The sequence below is a fragment of the Reichenbachiella sp. MALMAid0571 genome (genome assembly GCF_040151475.1).
Taxonomy (GTDB): Bacteria; Bacteroidota; Bacteroidia; order Cytophagales; family Cyclobacteriaceae; genus CAXBNB01.
In genome coordinates this window covers 1-24,165 of the sequence record NZ_JBDKWG010000138.1, presented here as the reverse complement: position 1 = coordinate 24,165, position 24,165 = coordinate 1, and the positions used below count along the sequence as shown (strand labels likewise).

Here is a 24,165-nt window from a genome sequence, read left to right as displayed (position 1 = left end):
ATAAGATAAGTTTTCTCTGATTAGTGATAGAAGTCAGGGTGTCTGATGACTTTCGTCAAACAGGTTTGTCTTAATCAGAGCACATGATTTCAATCATATCTCTCATTGATCAATATCCTTCTTTAAGCATTATTTGAGAAATACCTTTCAACTCAAATTCAAAAGCTATGAGATCATGGTCATCATACAAACAGAATCTATAGGTTGTCTTTTCCAGCGAAATATATCCATCAGGTATCAAAATTGGAATTACTAATATGCCTGATATCAACAACATATATTTATGGATTCTAATCCTTTTCCTTGGACTGTTTGTTCTGGTCAAAGCAGCAGATTATTTTAATAAAGCCGCAGAAAAGATCGGCTTATCGTTCGGCATGTCACCGTTTATTATTGGTGTATTGATTACTGCAGTCGGTACTTCCCTACCAGAATTGATTACATCTGCAGTGGCTGTCGCACAAGGCGTCTCCGAGATCGTTCCCGGCAATGTGGCGGGCTCAAACATTACCAACATATTCCTGATCATCGGGATTGTGGCCATTGTTCATCAAAAACCCATTCACCTGTTTTCGGAATTTATCATGGTCGATCTCCAATTCCTGATCGGTTCTGCCCTTTTCATTTCCCTTGCTTTTATCGATAATAAAATCAGTTCACTGGAAGGAATTTTGTGCCTTGCGGGTTTCGGTATTTATTTTCATTACCTCATTACCAGCACCAAACGAACACGTCTCCTGCGAAAAGAACCAGAACCCGGACAAAGATCGACTTACAAAGATTATCTACAGTTCCTGTTTAGCAGTATCCTTATATATATAGCTGCCCACATTGTGATCAATGCGGTGGTATTCACTTCAGACTACTATGATGTGGGCACGTCCATCGTTGCTGCTGGTGTACTTGCCCTGGGCACTTCCATTCCAGAGTTGGTAGTGAGCCTGGATGCAGTCAAAAAAGGAAAAAGCGATTATGCTCTCGGCAATATTATGGGTTCTTCCATTTTCAATTCCTTTTGGGTTATTGGATTTTCATCGCTTTTCGGAGTGATAGTCGTGCCTGATGTGATCATAACCCTAATCATGCCGGTGATGCTCATCGCCACCTTTCTGTTTTATATGCTGACGAGAGACAAGGTCATCACTGCATGGGAAGGCGCCTTGTTCTTGCTGTTCTATATATTATTTATTTTTAAACTCATTACAGTATGATCACCAAGGCATATTCATTGAATATCGATCAAGCATTTACCAAATTGGATAGTAATCAATTGGGGCTGAATGAAACAGAGGCAAACAAGCGACTGGCAATCTATGGGCCGAATGAACTACCCGAAACAAAAACCGCATCGCTCTGGCTGTTGATACTCAAGCAATTTCGAAGCTGGCTGGTTATTGTTCTTATTCTGGCAGCCATTATCTCATGGCAAGCAGGAGAAATGATAGATACCTGGGTAATCCTCGCCGTGATTGTTGTGAATGCAGCCATTGGGTTCTTTCATGAACTACGAGCCGAAAAAGCAATCGCCTCACTGCGAAAAATGATCGTAAAAGTGGCCAAAGTAATTCGGGGTGGTCATTTGCTCACAGTACCCACCTCCCAATTGGTGCCAGGCGATGTGATCGTGCTGGAAGAAGGCGACAGCATCCCGGCAGATGCCCGTGTGTTTCATTCCAACAACCTGAGAGTAGTGGAAGCAGCACTCACCGGAGAGTCCCTGCCTGTTTCCAAATCGACTGAACCATTTCCTGAAAACACCCCACTGATCGATCAGGAAAATATGGCTTTCAAGGGCACCTTCGTGGTGGGCGGCTATGGCAAAGCATTGGTAACCGATACGGGAATACACACTGCGATCGGTGACATTTCGCAAAGCCTGGGTGAGATTAAAACGAGTCGGTCCAATTTCATGAAAAAGACCGACATACTGGCCCGGCAAATGGCCATTATTGCCGTAGTAAGTGCGGTCACACTTTTGTTGGTAGGCTACTTCATCCGGGACTTTGAAATCAGGGAAATCCTCCTTGTATCTATCGCCGCGTTGGTAGCAGCTATTCCCGAGGGGTTGCCTGCTGTGATCTCCATTGTACTGGCTATCGGTGCTAACCGGATGGCTAAGAAAAAAGCCATCATCCGGGAGTTTACCGCTACGGAAACCCTTGGGTCCGTGACTGCCATACTCACCGACAAAACAGGAACGCTTACCCAAAATTCCCTCACCGTAAGAAAGGTATATACCCCTGGCAAACCTGATCTGATGGTCACCGGTGAAGGGTGGTTTCCCGCAGGAAACTTCCACCGACAAGAGAGGATCATAGATTCCGAAACAGATGCTCAACTTCAACAACTGCTGAAGGTCGCCGCACTTTCAAATAATTCGGAGATCACCCACAATCATAAAACCGACACACATGAGCTGGTAGGCGACCCTACGGAAGGAGCCTTGTTGGTTTTGGCTAAAAAGGGCGGTATGCGACCTGAAAAGTTCAGGCAATTCAAGCTGGACGACCTGCCATTCGATTCTAAGGATAAGCTAAGAGCTACCCTGGTGGATGAGGGGAATAACCCGGAGCTGTATGTGGTCGGAGCGCCGGAAGTAGTATTATCAAGATCCGAATCGATATTAATGCCTGAAGGCGAGCAACCGATTACGGAAGATGAAATAGAAGAAATACAGGCCAAAATAGCGGAATGGTCTGATAGCGCGATGCGGGTAATTGCCCTGGCGCACCGACAACAAAATACCAAAAAAATTGATCCGGATCAGATTAATCAATTGGTCTTTTTGGGACTTGTAGGAATGCTTGATCCACCACGCCCGGATGCCCGTGAGGCCGTACACAAATGCAAAGAAGCTGGTATACGTGTGATTATGGTTACCGGCGATCATATCAATACGGCCGTGGCTATTGCCAAATCAACAGGAATCATTGAAGAAAAAAATCAAGACGCGGTAAAAGCGCTGACCGAGCAGCAACTGTTAAACCTGGATGAAGATGAGTTTGATGATGCGATCAACAATATTTCTGTTTTCGCTCGTCTCACGCCCCGAATGAAGCTGAGAATTGCCGGACGGCTCCAGGCAATGGGTCACCTCATCGCCATGACCGGTGATGGCGTAAATGATGCGCCTGCGCTGAAGCAAGCAGATGTGGGAGTTTCCATGGGGATCATGGGGACGGATGTTGCAAGGGACAGTTCAGATGTGGTCCTTTCAGACGACAATTTTGCCACCATTGTAAATGCGGTGGAAGAAGGCCGGATCGTTTTCACTAATTCCCGACAAACGAGCTTCTTCCTGGTCACCACCAACATAGCGGAAAGTGTCACCTTAGTACTGGCAATTGCTTTAGGCCTGCCCCTCCCACTCCTGGCTACTCAAATACTCTGGCTCAACCTTGTCACCGATGGGGTAACAGATATGGCCCTGGCCACAGAGCCCGGACACGGGAAAATTATGCAATCAACACCTTTGAAACGAAATGAAAACATTCTGAACAGATCCGTTTTGCCCTTCCTTGTCATCAATGTAGTGATCATGGCCGGGTTGTCGCTCGCCACCTTTTATTACTACCTGGACGAGGGAGTAGAAATTGCCCGTACCGGTGTGTTTTCTATTATGGCTTTTACACAGCTCTTCAATGTCTTCAACCTGCGTTCCATAGATCGGTCCATATTTGCAATTGGGATGTTCTCAAACAGGTATATTAATCTGGCGGTAGGGCTTTCTGTTATCCTTTTAATAATGGTCACCGAAGTGCCGGGTTTAGCCTCCATTTTCCATTTTCAATCGCTGAGAATACTTGATTTCATCATTTTGTTTGCCCTTTCTTCGTCAGTGCTATGGGTCGGTGAATTTTATAAATTCATAAAAAAATGGAGTACAAAATGATTGTTATCGTTTTTGGATTACCGGGATCAGGAAAAAGTTTTTTCGCCTCCAGATTGGCAGAAAAGTTAGAGGGAAAGTATATAAATAGCGATGAACTTCGTCTCAGGATGTTTCCGGTACGGAGCTATTCGGAAGAGGAAAAAGAGAAGGTATACGAGGAGATGGTTAAGGAAATGGAAAAGGCAATGACGAAAGGGGAAAGCATTGTACTAGACGCTACTTTTTACAAAGAAGGTATTCGCAAAATGTTCATCGAATCAGCCAAAGTTTACCAGCAGGCGATCCACTTCATTGAGGTGCAGGCCGATGAAGCGATCATCAGGGAACGGCTGAGCAAGAAGAGGGAATATAGTGAAGCAGACTATTCGACTTACCTAAAAGTGAAAGCATCATTTGAGCCATTGAAGCAGGATCATCTGATACTGCAATCGACTCAGGACAACATTGATGAGATGTTGAAAAAGGCACTAGATCATATTCGAGAAAAGCAATGGAAGCTGAACAGGTAAGCGAGCTCCTGAAATCAGGAAGATATGACGGAGCGCCGATAAAAGGTAAGCTCATTGAGACGCACATTTCCTGGGTGATCCTAACCAGAAATCTGGCCTTCAAGATCAAGAAACCGATCAAATACCCGTTCCTGGACTTTTCCACGTTGGAAAAGCGTAAGTTCTATTGTGAAAGAGAACTGTACCTAAACAGACGTCTGACTAACATCTACCTGGATGTGATCTCCATCAGGTACAAGGACGGATTTTTTCTGGGGGAAATTGAAGGTCAGATCATCGACTATGCCGTCCGGATGAAAAGGCTGCAAGCCCCCAAAAAGATGGATGAAATGATTCGAAGCAATCGGATCAAAGCTTCTCATATCAACAAACTAGCTCAAAAGATTTCCGATTTCCATAAAACGGCGAACGTTAAAACCAGACCATTTGACCTGGGTCAATCCAAACAGATCTTCAATGACATCCTTGACGTTACAGACTGGACGAGCGAGCACATGGACAGTCGCTACACTTCCCGTATCAAAGAGGCAGTTTCATTCAGTAATTCATTCCTTGAGCAGTTCAAGCATCACATTCAAAGACGGATCCAAAACGGATTTAAGCGGGATGGTCATGGCGACCTGCATGCCAAAAACATTTTTCTCTACAAGGACCCGATCATCTTTGACTGCATCGAATTCAATGACAGCTACCGACAGATTGATGTGCTTAATGAAGTAGCTTTTTTCTGTATGGATCTGGAGGCCTTCGGACGCTGGGATTTAAGTGAGATTTTTATGGAAAAGTATGTTGCTTTATTCCCATGCATGAACAGTTCAAAAGATGAACAACTGTTTGTTTATTATAAATTTTACCGGGCAAATGTACGGGCAAAGGTTAATGTACTACGGGCTATGCAGGCTTCAGAAGAAGATTCGGAGGAATATGCCAAAGAAGCAATGAAATACCTGGATTTGATGGAGAAGTACAAGATTGACTTAAATCATAGCCCTTGATTGCTTTTGTCAGTGTCAATGCTTTGCTTCCCAAGTAGATTTGACCCAAAAATCATCATAATTATGTTGTGGTTAAAAACCCCAAAAAAGAAGCTAAGCATACCTGATTGGTTGTCTCTTTACCGTATTCTTTCTGTTCCGGTACTCCTGGTATTCATATTTTTGGATGAACGATTACTTTTCGGAACCTTCCTGCTCATCAGCTTTCTCACTGATTCGCTGGATGGATTTTTAGCCAGGAGATGGAATATTGTATCGCAACGTGGAGCCCAGCTTGATAGTGTGGGTGATGCAATTGCCTTCACTGTAGGTCTGGTTGGTGTTTTTCATTTTGAAAGAACATTCTTTATTGACCAAATCGAACTGATCATTGCTGCTTTTAGCTTTTACATTGTGCAGTTGCTGGCAGCCTACATCCGCTATGGAATGCCAAGCAGCTTCCACACCTACCTGGCCAAACTATCAGCCTTAATTCAGGGAGTATTCATGATCTGGGTGTTCTACTTTGGAGTTGAACTATGGTTGTTCTATCTGGTACTGGCATTCAGCGTGTTGGAAACGATCGAAGAAATTATCCTGATCATTCTTTTTCCGAAATGGAAATCTGATGTAAAAGGGTTGATTTGGGTTATGATTGAACGTAAACGTCAAAACCTCCCTCCTACAAGAATGGATGCCTCTAAATAAGTGAGGAATATGGCCAATTGGACTGATTTATATCATAGTTATAATGCCGATAAGTGACCAAATTGAGATATGAATCAATGAACATATTGCCATGAAGTCACTCATCAAAAACTCCACATTGAAAGTACTTGCCATTCTGATTTTATCATTATTGAGCGGGTGCGCTTTGCCAAGTATTAATCCCATTTATTATCAATCAGATGTGCTTTTTGAAGATCGGTTGATTGGACAATGGGATGGCGTCCAGTCCATCTGGACGTTCGAAAAAGGAAGTAATAATTCCTATTTACTTACCTATTGGGAAGGCGAAAATTTACAGGATTATTCTTCCTGCACATTTGCGGAATTTGAAGTCCATCTTTTGAAGTTAGATAATGACTATTTCATAGATTTTTACCCGGATAACTTCATGAATTCTGAAAACTTGTTTTTGCAGTTTCACATCAGAAGGACTCATTCTTTCGCAAGGATCACTTTTAAGGATGAAAACAACCTGTCCATTCAATTTCCGGATTACATGTGGTTTGCTGATCTACTGGAGGAACGTCCCGGGTTAATTGATCATATCAGAACGGAAGATGGAGTCATATTAACTGATGAAACACATCATATTCAGCGATTTATTAAGGAATTTGCCACTTCCAATGAAGCATTCATAAAACCTTATACACTTAGACGGGCAAAAAAGGACCTTCAATAATTTTCATTTAACATGAAACATAGTTCATGTCTTTGTGATATGATGATAGCCATTAGATGAAGGTCTCACCGACAATCATATCCCTATTGATAAAAGTAATAATTTTTCTTGACACAGGTCATTCCATAACCATAATTGTATTGCTTATTTTGCTATATGGGAGAAAAAATCGTTTCATCGATTCTGGAAAAACAGCAACAACGGGATTTTATTGACCATCTGCTGAACGACATTACTGCACTCGAAGAAATGCTCGAACAGGGCTCAGATTGAGCAGGGAATACAGCGTATAGGTGCAGAACAGGAGCTTTGCCTGGTAAATAACAACTGGAGGCCCGCCCCCATTATCATGGAGGTACTGGATGCAATCAATGATGGACATTTCACCACCGAACATGCCCGTTTCAATATGGAGATCAACATTGACCCCATCGTCTTCAAAAACGATTGTTTATACCAACTTGAGAAGCAGATTGGAACCCACCTTCAACATCTTCAGCAAGTCCTATCACCTTTTGAAGCAAAACCCATCCTGACCGGAATACTGCCCACAATCCGAAGGGTGGATTTGGATGACAGCAACCTGACTCCTTCTCCTCGACACCAGGCATTAAGCGAGACTATGGCAAAATTGAGGGGAGAATCCTTCGAATTTCGGATAGTCGGGGCAGACGAACTGATCACCAGGCATATTTCCACCATGTTTGAAGGGTGTAATACCAGCTTCCAAGTCCATTTGCAGGTAAATGCAGACAACTTTGTGGAAAAATATAACTGGGCTCAGGCGATCGCCGGGCCAGTGCTGGCCTGTTGCACCAATTCCCCATTGCTTCTGGGCAAGAGGCTCTGGAGAGAAACAAGGATTGCCCTGTTTCAGCAATCGGTGGATACCAGGCGTCCATCTGATGCGATCAGGGAGCAAAGCGCACGGGTCACCTTCGGGAATCGGTGGCTGAAAGAGTCTTTGCTCGACATCTATAGGGAAGACGTGGCACGCTACCGGGTATTGGTAGGTGCGCCCATAGAGGAAGATGCGCTTTCAACGCTACGGGAAGGTAAAATCCCACAACTAAAAGCCCTGCGTGTCCACAATGGAACCATCTACAAGTGGAACCGGGCATGCTATGGCATTTCTGACAATGGTAAGCCGCACCTACGCATCGAGAACCGGTATATTCCTGCCGGGCCCAGCATTGTGGATCAGGTGGCCAATGCTGCTTTCTGGCTGGGGCTTATGAACGGGCTACCTGAAGAATACAAAGAAATCTCCCGATTAATAGATTTCGATGATGCAAAAACGAATTTCCTGAAAGCAGCGCGGACGGGTATGGGCGCGCAGTTCAAATGGACGGGGAAAAGGATGATATCCTCTCATAAACTTATCCTGGAAGAACTTCTTCCGATTGCCTGCGAAGGATTGCGTAAAGCCAATGTCCGGAAATCTGACATTGATAAATATCTCACGATTATCAAAGAACGGGTAACCACTGAAAAAACCGGTTCGCAATGGATACTCGACTCATTCGCCAAATTGAAAAAAGAAGGCACCAAAGATGAAGCGCTAGTAGCACTAACAGCGGGGATTTACCAGCAGCAAAATACGAACAGGCCTGTACATAAGTGGGATCCCGCATCGATTGAAGATGCAGGAAATTGGATGAACAGGTATTCAACTATTGAGCAGATCATGTCTACGGATCTATTTACGGCTCAGGAGGACGATCAACTTACACTTGTTGCGAGCATCATGGACTGGCGTCACATCCGCCATGTTCCAGTAGAAAATACCAAAGGAGAACTAAAAGGATTGATCACCTCGGGATTGATGGTGCACTACCTCAATCTACCGCCTGACAAAAAGAAAGATCTAAGTGTACAGGATATTATGGTCAAAAAACCGGTATTCGTAAGCCCGGAAACAACAACCATAGAAGCCATCGACAAGATGAGAAAGTATAGTGTGGGGTGCCTGCCGGTAGTGAAACAAAAGAAGCTGGTAGGTATCGTCACCGAACATGATTTTGTAAACATCTCAGAACGATTACTAAATGAGCTTAATAACTGCAATACCGAAGGCCAAAACAAAGATTTGGAGCAAGGCTCTTGATCGGTCAATTGAAATAAGGCGTAACCTTGGAGATTTCGAAGGCCATGAGGATGGCCCTAGCGTTATATTTACCGCCGGTATTCATGGCAATGAACCCTCAGGAATATTCGCACTCCTGGAGGTATTGAAAAAACTTAAAGGATCGGATATTCCATTCAAAGGAAACATGTATGCTTTTGCCGGAAACCTGTCGGCGCTCCGTGAAGGGAAGCGCTACATAGATATGGACCTAAATCGCTTGTGGAGTGAGCAAATCATTTCCGGTAGTGAAAGTGCTTTGCTTGACAATGGATCCGTAGAGTTCAACAAAGAACTTCCGGAACTGTCTGAACAAATACACAGCGTTTTAGCAAAAAATAAGGGCCCTTTCTACCTGATCGACCTTCACACCACTTCTTCGGAGACCGTACCTTTTCTTACCATAGGAGATACCCTCAGGAATCGTGCGTTTGCGTTGAAATTCCCTCTCCCGGTCATTGTAGGTATAGAAGAGCAACTGAACAGTACAGTGCTAAACTATATCAATGAGCTTGGGCATATATGCATTGGAGTAGAATCCGGACAGCATGATAGTCTCTCTTCGATTGAAAATCACACAGCCATTGTATGGCAATCGCTGGTGTTTGCAGGAGTCATTGATCTGACTGATCTCGATGATTTTACCAGCCAATATGAACATCTGGCCAAAACAACTGTGGATGGGAAAAAAGTATTTGAAATCCGCTATCGGCATAATATTGACGTAGGTGAGGGTTTCGCTATGCTTCCCGGATTCCTGAATTTCCAGAAAGTAAAAAAGGGCCAAACCTTGGCCACCAACATACATGGGAACGTAAGATCTCCCGAAACAGGGCGAATCTTTATGCCGAAATACCAGGTTCAGGGAAATGACGGGTTCTTCATGGTCAGGGAAATCAGGAAATTCTGGCTGAAAGTATCCGAGATCATGCGAAAATGGAAGATTGATTTCTTCCTTCCCCTTTTACCTGGAATTAAATGGTATCAATCCGAAAGAAACTCCCTTGTGATTAATAATAGGATCGCCCGCTGGTACGTGATCGAGATTTTTCACCTGCTGGGTTACCGAAAAGAAATGAAAGAAGGTAACCGAATTATTATGACCAAAAGGAAGTATGACCTGGAAGCCCCGGAGTAACTATTAAATTTCTGTGATTTGACTTTGACTCAAAGTTTACTCCCAAGGTAATCGCATTTAAAACTTCTACTATCCCCTGACCAGTTCAGGGGTCTCTCGGGATAGACTGTTGCTTTTAAAAGATACCGCAACAGGTGCGGTAAGGTGCTATTGTTTTTAAATGCGATTGCCCTGGATTTACTCCCTATAATTTTGTAGGTTCCAAAACCCCCTCTAACCATACGATCACCTTATCAACATTCTCCTGGACATCTTCCATTTTCGAAGCTCCTGTGACCGCATCTATTCCTTCCATTCCTTCTTCACCTGATCCTGAAGTGGTGATGACGAAGACCTTTGAGGGATCGTAATCTGAATCCATGAATTCTTTCACTTCAGATGGCGGCTTGGAGTATTCCCATGTGTGAATGAGTACAAGTGCACTCCATTCATCTACATCCTGACCAGGCAAAAACGAAATATCCATCACCTTCACATAGACTTCATGAGGGCTGAGATAATCAATAATTTCATCGGTTACCGCATCTTTATACTCGCTACCCTGTGTTATGATCAATACCTTATTTTCCAGGGAAGGATCATTAATCTCATAAGTCGCCACTGGTTCCATGGCGTATCTCCAGATATACCAGCTGGTGAATACAATAAATGTGAGGAAAAAGACACCCAGTCCCATTCCTATTGCTTTTAAAATCCTCATAGTAGTAAAATTTTATTACTGGGCAACCCAGCCACCGTCTACCGGCATAGCGATCCCGGTCACAAATGAGGCCGCATCGGAGCAGAGCCATAGTACCGCTTTGGCCACTTCTTCGGGATCACCTAACCTTCCTACAGGCTCCATATCCATAAATTGCTGCTCGACTACTTTGTCGTTCCCGGTGAAGCGGTCAATCATCGGGGTTTTGATCACTCCGGGACAAACAACATTGACCCGGATGCCTTGTTTCGCATACTCTAAAGCCGTTGTTTTGGTCAATCCCACAATACCGTGTTTGGAAGCTACATAGGCAGGTATCCCCTGGAAGCCCACCAATCCGGCCACCGAGGCAGTATTGACGATAACGCCTTTCCCCGACTTTAACATTTGGGGTATTTCGTACTTCATGCAAAGCCAGACCCCTGTCAGGTTCACTCCAATCACCTTGTCCCAGTTTTCCCTTGTACAATCGGCAGTAATTCCCTGTCCTCCTTCAATGCCCGCATTGTTAAATGCAAAATCGATTTGTCCATAGGCACTGACAGCTTTCTCAACCATCTTCTTCACGTCCTTTTCACTGGAAACATCGCATTTGATGAAAATGGCTTTCCCGCCTTCCTTTTTAATGGCATTGAGCGTTTCCTCATCCTTCACCCAATCCACGATCACCACCTTCGCCCCGCGTTGCGCAAAAGCGATGGCTGTGGCCCTCCCGATACCGAAACTCCCTCCGGTCACCAGGGCTACTTTATCTTTAAATACAGCTTCCATAATAATAAGTTTGTTTTAATTAATTTTTAAGCCAGGCAAAAAACATCCAGCTCAACTTTTCCTTGTGTGCGATGAACCTGCTCAACATCTCTGTTGTTCCTTCATCGTCGGCATTTGAGGTCAGTTTCATACAGGCCCTTTCCATACTAAGCAGGAGGTTGAAGTCATTCACTACCTCTTCAACCATCTTTAGTTCCGAGCTAAAATCGTGTACTTCCTTAATAGTGGATATTTCAAGGTATTGTTTCAGTGTGCTGACAGGTTGTTGTTGCAATGTCAGAATACGTTCAGCGACCTCATCTATCTTTAGGATTGCATCTTTATATAATTCCTCAAACTTCATGTGAAGCTCAAAAAAATGCTTTCCATTAACGTTCCAGTGAAAAGCCCTTAGCTTCTGGTAGTGGATTTGATAATTGGCCAAAATCTTGTTCAGGTTTTCCACTATTTCCGGGACTTTTGATTGTTCAATACTGAGGTAATTCATTGTTTTTCCGTTTTTGGTTATACCTTTTAGTATCTTTATTTTTCTTTATGTTTGAGTTCTGCCACCTGTATATTGTTGATCCCCTTGATCATTGCATCCGGGTTGAAGGAAATACTATCAATCCCTTCCTCCACAAGGAAGCTGGCAAATTCAGGAAAATCACTTGGGGCCTGGCCGCACAGGCCAATTTTCGTCCCGGTTTTTTTGGCTGATCGGATCACGCCGGAAATCAGCTGTTTCACGGCTTCATTGTTTTCATCAAAAAGCCCGCTTACCAACCCGGAATCCCGGTCAAGACCCAGGGTCAGTTGGGTCAGGTCATTCGAACCAATAGAAAAGCCGTCAAAGACCTCTGCAAATTTTTCTGCAAGCAGCACATTGCTCGGTATCTCGATCATGGTGTAGATCTCCAGGCCATTTTCCCCCCTCGCCAATCCATATTGGGCCATCAGGTCAACCACCTTTTTCCCTTCTTCCACCGTGCGGCAAAATGGGATCATCAACTTAACATTGGTCAAGCCCATCTCGTCCTGAACGATCTTCATCGCTTCGCATTCCAGGCGAAAGCCTTCCTTGTATAGCGGACTATAATACCGGGAAGCCCCTCTCAGCCCGATCATGGGGTTTTCTTCTTCCGGCTCAAATGGCCTTCCTCCGATAAGGTTTGCGTACTCGTTGGATTTGAAATCGCTCATCCTCACAATCACATCCTTCGGATAAAAAGCTGCGGCTGCTGTGGCCACCGCCTGTGACAACTGATCGATGAAATAATGTTCCTTGTTCTCATATCCTTCCGTCAACTCTTCGATCTTTTTCCTGTCTGCTTTATCTTCTACTTTGTCAAAATGAACCAGGGCCATGGGATGCACCCGGATGATGTTGTTGATCACAAATTCCATCCTCATCAGTCCTATCCCATTGTTGGGCAAAAAGGAATATTGGAAGGCCTTGCCCGGATCAGCCAAAATGAACATGGCCTCCGTTTTAGGGAGCTTTACTTTTCGTGTATCAATGGTATGTTCTTCCCAATTGAGTTTGCCATCATAAATAATCCCCTCTTTCCCTTCCGCACAAGAAACGGTGGCAATCTGTCCATCCTGAATGGCTGTCGTGGCATTCCCGGTTCCCACTACGGCCACTACACCCAGTTCCCTGGCCACAATTGCAGCGTGACTGGTGCGTCCGCCTTTGTTGGTCACGATGGCAGCTACTTTTTTCATGATCGGATCCCAGTCCGGATTGGTAATATCTGTCACCAGTACGTCACCAGATTGAAGTTTATCAGCTTCACTTGGGTCATTTAAAATTCTGGCTTTTCCGAAGGCTATTTTGTTACCAAGACCAACTCCTTTGGTAAGAACTTTTCCTTTTTCTTTCAAATGATAGGAGTAGATAATATGAGGGTCTTTTATGGTATGAACGGTCTCCGGGCGAGCCTGAACAATGTACAATTCATTGGTCAATCCATCCTTCGCCCACTCAATGTCCATAGGGGTCTTATAATGATCTTCAATCAGCTGACACCATTTGGCAAGCTCGGTCACTTCTTCATCACCAAGCACCAGCTGTTTTTGCCTTTCCACAGATGTATCCAGATTGACGATAGAAGAGCCATCCTTTTCACTGGCGTACACCATGGTCAGGTGTTTTTTGCCAGTTTTTTTGGAAATGATGCTTCTTTTCTGCTTTTTAAGCGATGGCTTGAAAACAATAAATTCATCGGGATCTACTATACCTTGTACAATGTTTTCCCCCAGCCCCCAGATTCCGTCTATTACGATTACGTCTTTGAAACCTGTTTCGGGTTCAAGCGTAAAGGCAACCCCTGAACACCCCTTGTCAGACCTTACCATCCGCTGCACACCAACTGACAAAGCGACTTTCATGTGATCAAAGCCATGATCGGTCCTGTATTTGATGGCCCGCTCTGTAAATAGGGAAGCAAAGCATTTCTGACATGCTTCCAATAGCGCTTGTTCCCCCGAAATATTCAGGTAGGTCTCCTGCTGACCTGCAAAGCTGGCCGACGGTAGGTCTTCAGCTGTGGCACTGCTCCTTACAGCCACTTCTATTGGTTGCTTTGAGTTCTTAACTAGTTTCTGGTATGCTCTTTTAATAGCATCCTGAATTGCGGGTGATATTTTTGTACTTAGAACAAGTTGTCTTGCACTACGACTAATTTCAGCCAGGTTACTGAAATTTTGAAGATCCAGTTTTTCCAGCATTTTGTTTAGGTTCTCCCTGATGTTATTTTCATCAAGCAAATCCCAATAGGCCTGGGATGTAATGGCAAAACCCTCCGGTACACGGATCCCACTTTTGCCAAGCTGTTGGGTCATCTCTCCCAGGGAGGCATTTTTTCCTCCGACCAGTGCTATATCGCTCAGCCTAACTTTATTAAATGGGATGGTGTATGCTTTGGTATTCATGCCTTTTTTTTCAATTTCCTATACTCACTTCTTTCCGTTTGAGCAAGCTGGTCTTCACTTGGATAAACTCTGAAATATTCTCAAAGTCCAGCACCCCCAACAACTCTTCGTTTTTCATAACTGGCATCAGATAGCCGGATTTTAACGACCCTTTTTGAGGGTTATAAACATCAGACAGCCTGTCATCCGGATGTAATATCCTGGGCGACTTATCCATAATTTCCTTAATTGGGATACCCGGGTCATTGTCCTCCAAAGCTTTGAGCAGTATATCCCTGTTTATGCTGCCCACCACCTTCGCATCTTCCATCACGAGAAAATGATCTTCCGTAGCATTGAGTAGATACTTGATGGCATCATCCAGGGATGTACTGGCATCCATTTTTTTGAAATGACGAATTAGAATGTCCTTCACCGTATGTTCTTGCAACATGAACCTGGAATGTTCCAGAAACCATTCCGAACGTGCCGTTATCAATATAAATAGGCCTATGATGATCAGGAAAAAATTAGCAATAAAACCCAGGAGAATAAAAAGAACGGCAATCACCTGGGCAAAAACAGATGTGATCCTGGTCGCCTTTGTCCTGGAGAGCCTGGTTGCCAGCACCGCCCTTAAGACCCGGCCGCCATCCATTGGAAATGCCGGAATCATATTGAACAACGCAATAAAGAAATTGGCATACATCAGGACAAAAAGAAAATTATGACTGCCTATGACCAACACATCATCAAAAGCAGGCATGGTGTTGCCGAAAACTAAGAATCCCAAGTATAGGAATGAAGCAATCACCAGGTTCACCAATGGTCCCGCCAGGGCTACATGCAGTTCTTCCTTCGGGTTTTCCGGGATCGCTTCCATGCTGGCCACCCCGCCTATGGGAAGCAGGGTGATACTCCTGGTCTTACAGTTGTACTTCCGGGCAACCAGTGCATGACCGAATTCGTGCAGGGTGATACATAGGAAAATTGCCAAAATCAGGAAGATGTTCCAGAAAATAGCATCTGCTGTATACCCTTGCCTAAAGGCTGATACACCTATCCAGACCGGAAGAATAAAAAAGGTCCAGTGAAGAAAAACCTTTATATCTGCATATTTTCCAAGAAAAATCGCTCCTTTCATAACCCCGTGTATTTATTAAAATGTAAATCAGGCCTTAATGATCGATTTCAGCCCCTTCGGCAGCACGGCCTTCATATCCTCCAGTTCACCAGGAGATACGTATTTGGCCAATTGCCTAAACACCACCGAAATGGCTTTCTCTAAGTGAGGATCAGGATACATGTCAAGAGAAATTGCCTTGTCGATGGCCCTGACTTCATCACGGAAATCATCCAGGTTCCGGATCTTCTTCTTGTTTTTGCGCAAAGTCCAGCCTTCTACATAGACCGCTTTCAAAAACATCGGGAGTTGCGCCAACATCTGTATGGATTCTTCAAGGGTCAGTTGGTCCCGCAATACATGCAGGACAGCCCGCAGAATGCGGCCTGCACGTTCAGTATCTTCATCGTATCCTAATTTTTGGGCAAGTTCTTTGAGGAACTTATTCCCCTGCATTGCGAATTTTTCAAAATTTAGTGCCATAGCTTTATAATTTAAGTTTAAGGCCTATTGTACCTCAATTTGTTCAACCCCTTGCTTCTTGTTTTCTTTAATAGGAAGCAATACCTTCAAAATACCCTTTTCCAGTTTTGCTTCGATCTTCTCCGTATCAATGGAATTATCCAGTCCTATGGTCTTTTCAATTACTTTAGGTATTGCTTCCCTTAGGTAACTTCTATTCCCGTTTGACTTTTTCCCGGCTTTTATCCTGAGAAAAGGGCCATCTATTTCCATTTTGATTTCATCTTTGGAAAATCCCGGAAATGCGATCTCCAAATCGTATCGGGATCCTTCTTTGACCACATCGGATGGTGCGATCCATGTATCCTGGAAAATGTCCCTTCCTAAAAAGTGATCGGTATCAATAAGGTGGCCATATTTGTTGCCTATTCGATGGAAGGGGCTGTTTTTTAATGTCTTTCGTATCATGGCTCTTTGTTTTGATTTGAAACTTGAAAGTAGCATTTCCAGAAGGAAAAAACTGTGATGACTGTCAGGCTTTAAAATGACTCTTATCAAATTGCACGGTAATCCTTTTGGCCGGACTTTGTTGTGCCAGTTTATCCGCCTTGTGAAAAGATTTGGGAATGTTATTATTCGCCCTGTAGGCCCTTGACGAAGCTGGGGTGCTCAAATTGTATTTAAGATCCGGGGTTTTGGATTTTCTGTTACGCTCAAAATTTATCATTTTTTCCATTGTCAAGCGAGCCATCAAATGGCATACTGTTGATTCGGCTCCCTGGTTCAGGTTCACATTATGTTCTTCCAATCCATCGTAGCACCCGCCTGACACAGGGTTGTAGATGATCTCCTGTAGGTGGTTGTTTCCCAAAAACCAGGAGTATGCGATATCCATCTTTTCACGATAGCCTTGATCATTAAACACCCTGTAGAATAGGTCAAGGGCCTGAATGGTATAGCTAACATCTATAGGCTGCTCCCCATATTTAGCAGGAATATCCCCTTTATGATGCCAGCCCCGGTTGGATACCACTTTTATCCTTCCATTTTTGAACGTTTGTGACAGCAGAAACTCAAATGAGGTGTAGGCGATCCCTTTGAATAACGGCTTATTGGTGGCGAGGTACGCATACAGCATCGCTTCCGGCAAGACGCTGTTGGCATAGGTAAGGTAGTCCTCAAACCATTTCCAGTCCCCATCTGCAGCCGCATTGTATTTGTCCACCATCCTGTTGGCAAATACTTCGATCATTCGGAGGAGTTCTTTTTCCCCGCTACTGCGATAAGCAAAATATAAGCCCTTGATTATAAAGGCCATTGCCCGGGGTGATTCTATTTCTAAGAGTAGCGGAACAGACTGCTTCAATATAGTCTTGGCACTAAGCCCCAAAGAGGCCGGGAGAATATCTTGGCGACCGATCAAAAAACCTAATGCCCATATAGCACGGCCTGTAGAGTCTTCCAGGTTTGTGTAGTGGTTTTTAATGTGAAAGGCCCCATATCTATCCACATAGTTGAGAAAGGTGCCATCCGCCTGCTGACAATGCCCGATAAAGCCGAGATAAGTCCGGATCAGCTCCAGATCCCCGGGATCGCCGGTAAGGCTGAAATGCTGGCACATTGCGATCATGGCCCTGGCATTGTCATCCAGGGTATAGCCGGAATCAATATCAGGGTCGCAGATATCGGAAAACTGTATGATGCCCTTGCCATCCGTGAGCCTGTGGATGTGTGCAAGGTTAATGGAGGGAAGGCGATGGACGAACTTCTGATCCTCATCCTTAAAGTATTTCTGAAACAGCCGGGCATGCTTGTTGGCTGCATTTTCCCAAACCGTGCCCCGGGTCTGGTGAAACGCATTCCTTCCCATCTCCTTTCTTAACGCATCATTTTCCAGCAAGCGGATGGCTGCATCAGCCAACTGGCTCGAATCCTGAAAACCGACCAAAATGCCTGAGTTCTCTTGCAACATTTCCGTGGCATGGGGGATGGGCGTTGAGATGACCGGGCATGCGCTGCTCATCGCATAGGCGAATGTGCCGCTCACGGCCTGGTTCGGATCTTTGGATGTAAATAAATAAATGTCAGTGAGGCTGAGGAATTCCAGCAATTCGGACAGCTCCAGGTAGCGGTCCACAAAACGGACGTTCTGTTTTAGCCCCAGTTTTTCCACCATCCCTTCAAGGGAGCGCCGATACGATTCCCCTTCATGGTCGACCACTCCCGGGTGTGTTTTTCCAAGCACCAGGTACATAACGTTGGGAAACTTCCCTACTATTTTAGGAAGGGCTTCCAATGCGGTCTCTATGCTCTTGTTGCGGCCAAGGAGGCCAAAAGTGGACAAAATGAGACGATCCTCCAATTGGTGCATTTGCTTGGCCCGTCGCTTGTTTCGCCACATCACGATGTGCGTGCCATGCGGTATCAATGATATTTTGGAAGTGCTTATGCCATACTCCCCTTGCAGGAGTTCAGCCGAACGTCGCGTCATCACCACGATTTGATCAACCCCCCTGGCAATGGCCTGCACTACTTTTTTTCGATTGTCATCGGGGTTTGGCAACACCGTATGGAAAGTAATGGCTATGGGCTTTTCCAGGGAGTAGAGTAATTGTAGCAGGTAATCGCCGTACTCCCCACCGTACAAGCCGAATTCATGCTGCACAAAAACCATTTTTATTGCCGGATCACGGTTTATTTTCCCGGCAAGGTCAGCATAGGCATTACGGTCATTGGCATTGAGCGTGTACCTGACTTCATCCGGATATTCCCTTCGCTGTTTCCCTTCTTCCAGCGCACATACTTTTAATGAAAAAGAATCAAAGCTATGGCCAATGGCATCCATCAGGTCTTTGCTGTAAGTAGCGATTCCGCAGGCCCGTGGCGGATACGAGGTGATGAACAAAATCTCATCTGGATAATGTTTGTTTTCAATGACAGACATGGAATCTTTGATTAAAACCCCAGCTTCTATTGGCGCAAAACCCAAAGCGGGATTTTTAATGTCGATTTCATTGATGGGATAGCTGGCTGGATTCTTCATAATTCTTGTTTTTTTGATTTTTTTAATTCGTTCAATAACTCATGGATACCCACCGAGGCAACAGCTACCCTTGAATCCGCAGCGCCATAGTAGATGTATAGCTCATCATCAAATTGTACCGCCCCACTCGGGAAAATGATGTTTTTGACCACTCCTTCTTTTTCCCAGTCGAAGGTGGGGGAGATCAAGGGTTCTTGCAATCTCGCCAACTCCTTTCGCGGATCATTCAGGTCGAGGAGCGCTGCGGTAGCGTGGTAGACAAAGCCCCTCGGGGTATCCTCGGCTGCATGATAGATAAGCAGCCACCCATCTTTCGTTTCTATGGGTGGGCATCCCGCCCCAATATGGCTGGACTCGTGAGGAAATTTAGGGTTCAACACAATGTGCTTTTCCAGGTTCATAAGGTGGTCCTTCCAAAAATCCACAGTCAAGTCACGGAAGTTTTCAAAAAGTGCGAGCTGGATGCCGGGGTGAATGCGGTGTAGCAGGGCGAATTTCCCGTCAATTTTTTTTGGGAAAAACATGATGTTCTTGTCCCATACAAAAAGTTTTCGATACAATTCGGCCCCCAGCCCGTGCTCTTTGAACAGCTTATAGTGGAAGAGGTATTTATCGCCCAGGCCACTACAGCACTCAATAAGGTGTTTGTATTCCCTATAGGTGAATTTGGGGGTAATGATCTTTTGCTTTCTAAAATTTATCAGGTCTGTGGAAGTCGCATAGGTGCCAAATACATTTACCCTGTCGTAAGCGGAATAAGTGAGGTAGTAAGTGCCTTCGATCTCCGTGATCCTGGGATCCTCTATTCCCTGGGATTCGTAGTTCTTCTCAGGAAACAGAACAGGTTTATCTTTCCGCTCAATCACTTTCAGGGGACCATCCAGAATGCAATGACCAATAGTGGAGTAATTGCCCGGACGGACTGCACGGTAAAACAGGTGGACTAAGTCCCCCACTCTTACAGCAGCAGGATTGAATACGGCTTCCGTTTCAAAACCGTTTTCGGTTTTTTCCAACAGGATTCCATGTTTTTTTAGATTAATCATCGCTAATCATGAGATAGGTTTGGTAAAAAAAATGGGGCTATTTTTTGCCTTTTTGTGCGTCATGGTCCAGCATTTGTGTTCAACTAATTGCTTTAGGAACCCAAATGCTTAAATGCTTCATAGACAAGGATTGCCGGCCATACCAAGGCCTTAAGAAAACCAAAAACCCCCGTCCAAAAGCTTGTCGCTTGTGAAATAAAATAAATAGCCGATCCTATAAGCCCCAATCCATAAACAGCGCTGTGGGAGGCATTTTTTTGAACTACTTCTTTCATTTTCTTAAATTTAATGAGGGAGCTTTCGCTCCCCACATTAGTTACTTTACTGCGATCTCTTTCTTCTTTGCAGATGCTTTCCCTGCTTCTTTTTTCAAAGACAATTTCAGGACGCCATCATCATACTTGGCAGAAATCCCTTCCTTCACCACGTCTTCTGGTAGCGTAAAGGACCTGTAGAAAGAGCTTGAACTGAACTCACGACGTGTGTAGTTCTTTTTCTTTTCTTCCTCTTCTTTCTCTGATTTCCCGCTGATTGTAAGTACGCCATTCTCGGTTTCAATTTTGAAATCAGTCTTCTTGAAACCTGGTGCAGCAACATCAATCTCATAGCTGCTGTCATTGTTCACCACATTCACAGCTGGTGAGGCATTTTCCTTCATAAACCAATCCCTGGCCCAGTCATCATCAAAAAAGTCTGTCAGACTGGGCCATGTTGGCAAGGTTCTTTTAATCAAACTCATGGCTTTAACAGTTTAAATTATTGAAAATTGAATGTGGAAATTTCCTTAAAATAACTTAAGATAAAAATGACATTTGGCATTCATAAAAGTGATTGAAATCAATGAGTAAACTATTAGAAGATGAAATCCTTTTGGTATGTTATTAATTTGAATACTCAAATATTATTTTTATCCTTAATAAGAAGTTAGTTCGTGGTAAAATAAATACTATACTTGTTATCGAAGATAACACTGATATTAATGAAAATATTTCAGAGTTGTTTCAGCAACTAATGGTAGGACAGGACTAAAGCTTGCTGAGAAAGTGACCCCCGACTTAATCTTATGTGATATTGGAATGCCGGAAATGGATGGGTATGAAGTGTATCATAGGTTGAACTCTGACCCGAAAACAAGCGCAATCCCTGTAGTATTCATATCTGCTTATACCGACGATAGTATTGAATTAATATATCTAATGCTTTTAAACAGATAAAATCAATCTTCTATTAGGTCTGTTTGTTAACAAGTCAAAATTCATGGATAATTCTGAAGGCAGATGGAAATCATTCAGTCTTGTAAACGGATCCGCTTACGGCGGGCTTATCGGTAATCCAACGACTTTTGTGTCTTATATCAGGGAACTACTAAAAGAAGATAGCAGGCTTATTTCGAATGATTACCGGAAATTACTTTTCACGGAAAATCATCTAAACAATGAAAAAACCACCGGATGTTCCTACCTTGGTTTAAAGAAAAATTAAATGGACACTACCTGACTCATACAGGTGGTAGAGGTGGATATTATTGCGAAATAAGAACCTATCCCGATATGGGGTATGGGATGTCATTTTCTATAATCGCACTGGTATGAGCGATTATAGAACCTTGGATAGATCGACAGATTCATACTATCGGAATTGCCACCTTCCATTGACCTTCATTGAACTATTGATTACTGCTTTTTTGGGAAGTGAAAAAGATCACATTCCTGTAAATCAGAAGAAACGGGAAGTCTTCATTAAATCAATTTAAAGCCTTTTTTGTTGTACAGAATGCATAAAAAAATCAGTCACTTTATTGCAACTACCGGATTTTCAGAGTATCGGAAACAAAACTCAAACCTTCAAATTATGAGCTTTGAAATTTAATAAAGGGGTTCAATCCTTTCATGATTAGAAAACAACTCATTTGTTGTAGCAGCAAATTCACAAAGCTCTATAAACAAAGAAATCAGCCACGTAAGTAGCTGATTTTCAATGTACCAGAGGCGGGACTTGAACCCGCACGACCAGAAGGTCACAAGATTTTAAGTTTTTCATTTTTTGATTTGAATTGGCCTAAAATGCCCTTATATGGGTTTTTAGGCAGTTTTTGGAATCAAACAATTCCATATAAATACATACAAAACCACTAAATGTTGTACCTATGTTGTACCCGTTTTGATTACATTTGTAATAAGCAAAACAAAAAATGGGAAGTGTAAAAATTGTTTTAAGAAAAAAAGTCAATAAGGATAAGAAGTATCCAATTGCTATTCGAATAACGCACAATAGAAAATCATCGTACATGCTTACGGGCCAATATATTGACCTGAAAGATTGGGATGAGAAAAATCATCGAGTCAGAAAAAGCCATGCGAATGCAGCTCGCTTGAATAATCTAATCATAAAAAAGATGGCTGAGGCCAACGACAAACTTTTAGAACTAGAAACAGTTGAAAAACAAATTTCCTCGGCCACAGTCAAAGGCTATATTCGACAGGAGTATAAAAGTACTTCCTTTTTCAAACTGGCAGATAAATATATTGACATACTTGAAAAGGCGAATAAACACACACGTATATCGTCTGAAAAGCCAATGATTAAGCATTTCAAGGAATTCGTTAAAGGGGACATTACCTTTCGTGACATAAGTGAATTGAAGCTTCGAGAATACCAATCTTATTTAAAGAGCAAGCGCCAGGTTTCGCAAAGAACAGTTATCAATCACCTTGTGGTTATTCGGACTATCTTTAATCTGGCTATCCGTGATGGCCTGGTTGATCGTAAGTTTTATCCTTTTGGAAAGGGTAAGATCGTAATTAAGTTCCCCCAAAGTGTAAAAATTGGCTTGGAAGAATCGGAAGTCAAAACACTGGAAAGCTTATCACCAGAAGATTTAACCCTTCCACAAAGACACGCACTAAATATTTGGCTATTTTCCCTTTACCTGGCTGGCATGAGGATTTCAGATGTCTTGCGTTTAAAATGGTCTGACTTTCAGAATGGAAGGCTATTCTACAGCATGGGAAAGAACAACAAAGCGGGATCGTTAAAATTGCCAGAAAAAGCGCAAAAGATAATCGACTCATATATAGGTCAAAAAGATGAAAGTGAGTTTGTGTTTCCTGAGTTGAAAAAAATAGAGCCGACAAATGTGAAGGCCACTTTGAAAGCTATCAACAATGCGGATAAGAAATTCAACAAACACCTAAAGGCAATTGCGGAAATGATCAACCTTGGCAAGCCCTTAAAAATGCACATTGCGAGGCATACTTTTGGAAACTTATCCGGTGATATTATTCCCATTCAGATGTTGCAAAAACTCTATCGACATACCTCTATTAATACTACAATAAGTTATCAAGCCAATTTCATGTTTAGGGATGTCGATGAAGCACTGGAAAGCGTATTGAACTCCTGATGTATAAATATTGTTTTGTATATTTATACATTTGTATGATAGAATTAAAAAGAAAGGATAAAAATGAGTCGATTAATTATTGATGTATCCGGTGAACAGCACCGAAAAATAAAAACTTTGGCAGCTTTACAAGGCAAAACGATTAAGAGCTACGTCCTGGATAAAATATTTCCTGATGATGATGTAGCGGGTGAGGCCTGGGAAGAACTCAGCGAACATTTAATGCCTCGTATTCAGGATGCAGAAAACAATCCCCCTGCCAAAAAAACCTTTGAGCAATTAACAGAAGAAATTATCCAACGCCGGAAACCACAGTAAATGGTACTATATGAAAAAAGCCATCTTGCTTTGCTGGATTGGCAGGAGATTGTTGAATATACACTTGACAATCATGGGGTCGCCCAAACCAAAAAATATACATCAGGTCTGATAGATTGCATTGAAGCAATGGCTAACGGCAAAGGGTATTTTAAAGACACCAAGATAAAGGGGCGCTCCATACGCATTAAGCATTGTCAAAAACATTATATATTTAGCCTAGGAGTCTGTCGGACTTAATAAACCACCCAATTATTTATATCTTGGGGCATGATATCATTTATTGGAGCGGATAGAGAACAAGTTTCTTTTATGCCACATGACCTTAACGATTGGCTACCTGAAGATCACTTGGCAA

General features: G+C 43.3%; 22 protein-coding genes and 1 pseudogene. 12 read left to right on the top strand and 11 right to left on the bottom strand.

The features are described from left to right. Window positions 1–257 precede the first annotated feature (257 nt). The 8 genes from AAOP42_RS14565 to AAOP42_RS14530 all read left to right on the top strand — a co-directional run bounded on the left by AAOP42_RS14565 (window position 258) and on the right by AAOP42_RS14530 (window position 10,046). Window positions 258–1,211 carry a calcium/sodium antiporter gene (locus AAOP42_RS14565; protein ID WP_349529272.1) on the top strand — a complete coding sequence of 318 codons (954 nt, stop codon included), beginning with the start codon at window positions 258–260 and terminating at the stop codon, window positions 1,209–1,211. After that, complete coding sequence (locus AAOP42_RS14560) at window positions 1,208–3,892, top strand: cation-translocating P-type ATPase (protein ID WP_349529271.1); 2,685 nt, start codon at window positions 1,208–1,210, stop codon at window positions 3,890–3,892. The genes AAOP42_RS14565 and AAOP42_RS14560 overlap by 4 nt, the downstream gene beginning before the upstream one ends. Beyond that, the gene (locus tag AAOP42_RS14555; protein WP_349529270.1) at window positions 3,877–4,401 is read left to right on the top strand and encodes a P-loop nucleotide/nucleoside kinase family protein; all 525 of its coding nucleotides are present in this window, start codon (window positions 3,877–3,879) and stop codon (window positions 4,399–4,401) included. Before AAOP42_RS14560 ends, AAOP42_RS14555 begins: the two co-directional genes overlap by 16 nt. After that, complete coding sequence (locus AAOP42_RS14550) at window positions 4,383–5,396, top strand: hypothetical protein (protein ID WP_349529269.1); 1,014 nt, start codon at window positions 4,383–4,385, stop codon at window positions 5,394–5,396. Before AAOP42_RS14555 ends, AAOP42_RS14550 begins: the two co-directional genes overlap by 19 nt. A gap of 63 nt (window positions 5,397–5,459) precedes the next feature. After that, entirely contained in the window at window positions 5,460–6,083 is a 624-nt protein-coding gene (locus AAOP42_RS14545; protein WP_349529268.1) for a CDP-alcohol phosphatidyltransferase family protein, read from the top strand. A gap of 91 nt (window positions 6,084–6,174) precedes the next feature. After that, window positions 6,175–6,783, top strand: a complete 609-nt coding sequence (locus AAOP42_RS14540; RefSeq protein ID WP_349529267.1) for a hypothetical protein — start codon at window positions 6,175–6,177, stop codon at window positions 6,781–6,783. 235 nt (window positions 6,784–7,018) lie between these two features. After that, the gene (locus AAOP42_RS14535) at window positions 7,019–8,890 is read left to right on the top strand and encodes a CBS domain-containing protein (RefSeq protein ID WP_502947666.1); all 1,872 of its coding nucleotides are present in this window, start codon (window positions 7,019–7,021) and stop codon (window positions 8,888–8,890) included. After that, entirely contained in the window at window positions 8,832–10,046 is a 1,215-nt protein-coding gene (locus AAOP42_RS14530) for a succinylglutamate desuccinylase/aspartoacylase family protein (RefSeq protein ID WP_349529265.1), read from the top strand. The genes AAOP42_RS14535 and AAOP42_RS14530 overlap by 59 nt, the downstream gene beginning before the upstream one ends. A gap of 184 nt (window positions 10,047–10,230) precedes the next feature. Here the strand turns inward: AAOP42_RS14530 and AAOP42_RS14525 are convergent, their stop codons facing one another. The 11 genes from AAOP42_RS14525 to AAOP42_RS14475 all read right to left on the bottom strand — a co-directional run bounded on the left by AAOP42_RS14525 (window position 10,231) and on the right by AAOP42_RS14475 (window position 20,825). Then, window positions 10,231–10,746, bottom strand: a complete 516-nt coding sequence (locus AAOP42_RS14525; RefSeq protein ID WP_349529264.1) for a hypothetical protein — start codon at window positions 10,744–10,746, stop codon at window positions 10,231–10,233. Window positions 10,747–10,761: 15 nt separating this feature from the next. Then, the gene (locus tag AAOP42_RS14520) at window positions 10,762–11,517 is read right to left on the bottom strand and encodes an SDR family oxidoreductase (RefSeq protein WP_349529263.1); all 756 of its coding nucleotides are present in this window, start codon (window positions 11,515–11,517) and stop codon (window positions 10,762–10,764) included. A gap of 19 nt (window positions 11,518–11,536) precedes the next feature. Beyond that, window positions 11,537–12,004 carry a Dps family protein gene (locus AAOP42_RS14515; protein WP_349529262.1) on the bottom strand — a complete coding sequence of 156 codons (468 nt, stop codon included), beginning with the start codon at window positions 12,002–12,004 and terminating at the stop codon, window positions 11,537–11,539. 35 nt (window positions 12,005–12,039) lie between these two features. Further along, window positions 12,040–14,433: a phosphoenolpyruvate synthase gene (ppsA, locus tag AAOP42_RS14510; RefSeq protein ID WP_349529261.1), complete on the bottom strand. Its 2,394-nt coding sequence runs from the start codon at window positions 14,431–14,433 to the stop codon at window positions 12,040–12,042. A gap of 10 nt (window positions 14,434–14,443) precedes the next feature. Further along, on the bottom strand, window positions 14,444–15,409 hold the full coding sequence (locus tag AAOP42_RS14505; RefSeq protein WP_349529260.1) for a site-2 protease family protein: 966 nt from the start codon (window positions 15,407–15,409) through the stop codon (window positions 14,444–14,446). Between the two features lie 174 nt (window positions 15,410–15,583). After that, a complete protein-coding gene (locus tag AAOP42_RS14500; RefSeq protein ID WP_349529259.1) occupies window positions 15,584–16,018 on the bottom strand; it encodes a DUF2267 domain-containing protein in 435 nt (144 codons plus the stop codon). A gap of 24 nt (window positions 16,019–16,042) precedes the next feature. Beyond that, the gene (locus tag AAOP42_RS14495; RefSeq protein WP_349529258.1) at window positions 16,043–16,465 is read right to left on the bottom strand and encodes an Hsp20/alpha crystallin family protein; all 423 of its coding nucleotides are present in this window, start codon (window positions 16,463–16,465) and stop codon (window positions 16,043–16,045) included. Window positions 16,466–16,529: 64 nt separating this feature from the next. Further along, on the bottom strand, window positions 16,530–19,040 hold the full coding sequence (locus tag AAOP42_RS14490; protein ID WP_349529257.1) for a glycosyltransferase: 2,511 nt from the start codon (window positions 19,038–19,040) through the stop codon (window positions 16,530–16,532). Next, window positions 19,037–20,086, bottom strand: a complete 1,050-nt coding sequence (locus AAOP42_RS14485; protein ID WP_349529256.1) for a glycoside hydrolase family 130 protein — start codon at window positions 20,084–20,086, stop codon at window positions 19,037–19,039. Before AAOP42_RS14485 ends, AAOP42_RS14490 begins: the two co-directional genes overlap by 4 nt. A 92-nt stretch (window positions 20,087–20,178) precedes the next feature. Next, a complete protein-coding gene (locus AAOP42_RS14480; RefSeq protein ID WP_349529255.1) occupies window positions 20,179–20,361 on the bottom strand; it encodes a hypothetical protein in 183 nt (60 codons plus the stop codon). A gap of 41 nt (window positions 20,362–20,402) precedes the next feature. Next, on the bottom strand, window positions 20,403–20,825 hold the full coding sequence (locus AAOP42_RS14475) for an Hsp20/alpha crystallin family protein (RefSeq protein WP_349529254.1): 423 nt from the start codon (window positions 20,823–20,825) through the stop codon (window positions 20,403–20,405). A gap of 259 nt (window positions 20,826–21,084) precedes the next feature. On the opposite strand from AAOP42_RS14475, the pseudogene AAOP42_RS23790 reads away from it, so the two are divergent. From AAOP42_RS23790 to AAOP42_RS14460, 4 genes and pseudogenes are all read left to right on the top strand, one after another. After that, a pseudogene (locus AAOP42_RS23790) lies at window positions 21,085–21,300 on the top strand (response regulator); the annotation flags it as partial. Window positions 21,301–21,343: 43 nt separating this feature from the next. After that, the gene (locus AAOP42_RS14470; RefSeq protein WP_349529253.1) at window positions 21,344–21,568 is read left to right on the top strand and encodes a hypothetical protein; all 225 of its coding nucleotides are present in this window, start codon (window positions 21,344–21,346) and stop codon (window positions 21,566–21,568) included. Between the two features lie 709 nt (window positions 21,569–22,277). Further along, window positions 22,278–23,489 (top strand): phage integrase SAM-like domain-containing protein, encoded by a 1,212-nt coding sequence (locus tag AAOP42_RS14465; protein WP_349529252.1) that lies wholly within the window; start codon window positions 22,278–22,280, stop codon window positions 23,487–23,489. 63 nt (window positions 23,490–23,552) lie between these two features. Further along, on the top strand, window positions 23,553–23,807 hold the full coding sequence (locus AAOP42_RS14460) for a type II TA system antitoxin, ParD family (RefSeq protein WP_349529251.1): 255 nt from the start codon (window positions 23,553–23,555) through the stop codon (window positions 23,805–23,807). Window positions 23,808–24,165 lie beyond the last annotated feature (358 nt).